The organism is bacterium, from assembly GCA_040753555.1.
In the GTDB taxonomy this organism is placed as follows: Bacteria; UBA9089; UBA9088; order UBA9088; family UBA9088; genus JBFLYE01.
The window spans coordinates 1-1,582 of sequence record JBFMDZ010000328.1 but is presented as its reverse complement, the minus strand read 5'-3'; the positions used below and the strand labels follow the sequence as shown (position 1 = coordinate 1,582).

Sequence of the window (1,582 nt, the reverse complement as noted above, 5' to 3'; positions counted from 1 at the left end):
AGCACAATAAAAATAGAGTTCTCGCTTCGCTAAAGGGGGAAAGGGGGAGGATTATTCTAATATTTTTCAATAACCATAAATTTAAGCCCTATGAAAGGTTTTAGTAAAATTGGGGAATTTCTATGCCTTCTTCTTTGGTTTTGATATAAACTTTAACAAACATATAAAATCTTGAAGAAGGATTTAGGAAGGTGGTAGAGAATGGGATGGATTGTTTTAGGGATTATAGCTCTTGTAGCTATTGGACTTATTTGGGGATACAATACCCTGGTAAGCCTTAAAAAGAGGGTTGAGAATGCATGGAGCCAGATAGATGTCCAGCTTAAAAGAAGGTATGACCTTATCCCCAATTTGGTAGAGGCAGCAAAGGGTTACATTGTCCATGAAAGGCAGACATTAGAAAATGTAGTTAAGGCAAGGCAGCAAGCAATAGATGTCTCGGGTGTGCAAGAACAGGCAAAAGCAGAGAATTTTCTTACCTCTAGTTTAAGGTCGCTCTTTGCTGTGGTAGAAAATTATCCTGATTTAAAGGCAAACCAGAATATACTTGCCTTACAGGAAGAGCTTGCCTCAACTGAGAACAAAATTGCTTTTGCTCGTCAATACTACAATGATGAGGTAATGAGGCTTAATACCTTAATCAGCACATTTCCCACCAACCTTATTGCCAATTGGTTTAAATTTAGCCATTCTGAATTCTTTGAAATAGAAGACCTACTCCATCGCGAAGCTCCAAAAGTAAAATTTTAATGGCATTTTCCTTTATAGAGATTGAGGAAAAGAAAAGCAGAATAATTTTTCTTGTCCTTTTCTTGCTCATCCTTCTATATTTTTTAGCTGCCTGGACGATTGGGGTAGTCATTAAGCTATGGATAATTATTAAATTATCCAGATTTGGCAATTACTTAACCTCCCCTTTCTTAAACCTTGAGGAAACCATTTTTGCCTTCTTAATTGCCCTTTTGGCAGGCATTATCCACTGGCAACTTTCTTTAAATAACATTATCAATCGCTTTCTTTCTGTCCTCAATGCCAAGCCATTGGATGAGAAAGATAGGTATCATAGGATGTTAGAAAATATTGTTGAAGAAGTGTGTGTAGCTTGTGGAGGAAAAAGGGTTAGGGTGAGGGTCATTCCTACTATTGCAATGAATGCCTTTACCCTGACAGACCTTAAAAAAGAGGCAGTTATAGGCGTAACCGAGGGGCTTCTTTCAAGGCTTACAAGGCCCCAGCTTGAGGCGGTAATTGCCCATGAGATGGCACATATTATATCAGGGGATAGCACTATTGCTACAATTTCCTCCTCTATCTTTGGAATCTATTGTGCTATGTTAAAAGTAATAGGGTTGGTTATTAGGGAGGGAGGAAGGCAAGTCCCCATTGTCTCTATCCCTCTTTATCTGGTTACTTATTTTGTTAGGCTACTTTCCTCTTTAATGATTGTCTTAATTACCCATTTTCCGCTACCTTGCAATAGGAATTGAATTTCCAAAAAAAAAATCTAAAGTTTAACCCTCTTAAAAACCGATATATATAATAGATAGAATGATAGAAGATATTTCAGAAGACAAAATCAAGT

At 37.3% G+C, this 1,582-nt stretch carries 2 protein-coding genes; both read left to right on the top strand.

What is annotated here, in order from left to right:
• Nucleotides 1-201 precede the first annotated feature (201 nt).
• Entirely contained in the window at nucleotides 202-750 is a 549-nt protein-coding gene (locus tag AB1630_13115) for a LemA family protein (protein MEW6104726.1), read from the top strand.
• The gene (locus tag AB1630_13110) at nucleotides 750-1,487 is read left to right on the top strand and encodes a M48 family metalloprotease (protein ID MEW6104725.1); all 738 of its coding nucleotides are present in this window, start codon (nucleotides 750-752) and stop codon (nucleotides 1,485-1,487) included. Before AB1630_13115 ends, AB1630_13110 begins: the two co-directional genes overlap by 1 nt.
• The last annotated feature ends 95 nt before the right edge of the window (nucleotides 1,488-1,582 follow it).

Bases quoted from the DNA above. Each gene is read 5' to 3' on its own strand.
- AB1630_13115 (MEW6104726.1), top strand. From the start codon at position 202: ATGGGATGGATTGTTTTAGGGATTATAGCTCTTGTAGCTATTGGACTT.
- AB1630_13110 (MEW6104725.1), top strand. From the start codon at position 750: ATGGCATTTTCCTTTATAGAGATTGAGGAAAAGAAAAGCAGAATAATT.